At 42.4% G+C, this 1,186-nt stretch carries 1 rRNA gene; it reads right to left on the reverse strand.

Annotation, left to right across the window (positions count from 1 at the left end):
- Nucleotides 1–949 precede the first annotated feature (949 nt).
- Nucleotides 950–1,065, reverse strand: a 5S ribosomal RNA gene (rrf, locus tag SJ312_RS11580).
- Nucleotides 1,066–1,186: the final 121 nt, after the last annotated feature.

Genomic DNA, 1,186 nt, shown 5'->3' on the forward strand with positions numbered 1-1,186 from the left:
AATTACCTATTCTATGGTATACAATGCTATGTATTTAAACGTCCAACTCCCCATCACTAGTGAGCTGTTACTCACTACTTTATATCTGCTAGAGACATTCCCCATTTCAATACATTAACAATAAATTACCTATTCTATGGTATACAATGCTATGTATTTAAACGTCCAACTCCCCATCACTAGTGAGCTGTTACTCACTAACTTTGTATTTAATATATCCGTTCATTACACCAATACAACCGCTTCTCCACCATTGCTTCTCCTACCCCTGTCATCCCACCATCGCCAACAGCCACCGCCCTTTCAACAAGTGAGTTGTTACTTACTACTTTGACTCAAGCGATGTCATTCATCACCATGATGGGGAAACACCCTATCCACAGTACTCTCGTGATATTCTTAAAATTCCGCTACCCTAAACAATCTGTGAGTTGTTACTCACTCTTTGCATCCACAATATCCATTCAGCGCACCAATACAACCGCTCCCCCTCCATTACTTCTCCTAACTCCTGCCATCTCACCATCACTAGCAGCCAACATCCCTTTCAACAAGTGAGTTGTTACTGACTACTTTGACTCAAGCGGTATCATTCATCACCGTGATGGGGAAACTCCCAATCCACAATATTTATTTGATTTTATTAAAATTCCGCTACCCTAAATAATCTGTGAGCTGTTACTCACTACTTTGCATCACACACGCTCATTAATGATGGTGATAGATAGAGGGGAGCCCCAAGAGTAGCTAAAAAAGATGAAGAGATGTGTAATACATCGTCTAATGAGAAAGTAAGCGATAAAAAGGGAATTAAAATTAGGGAGTAAAGCATTAAGGAACTGAGGAACTAAAGCTTAGGCCCCCCTCCTAATCTCAACACCCACTGTTTTTCTTTTTTTCTCCAAACGCAAAAAAGCCACCCAATGGGTGGCTTTCTCACTAATTTAATGTCTGGCAGTTCCCTACTCTCACATGGGGAGACCCCACACTACCATCGGCGCTACGGCGTTTCACTGCTGAGTTCGGCATGGGGTCAGGTGGGACCACCGCGCTATTGCCGCCAGACAAATTCTGTTTTGTTCCCGTTTAATTTGGTTTTCACCTTCCTTAAACCAGAACCTCAATCTCAAACAAGCTGCGTGTCCTTCACCTTTCGGCTTCTCACTTCTCGAAAACAACTCTATCT

The organism is Providencia sp. CIM-Carb-044 (assembly GCF_033901115.1).
GTDB lineage: Bacteria > Pseudomonadota > Gammaproteobacteria > Enterobacterales > Enterobacteriaceae > Providencia > Providencia hangzhouensis.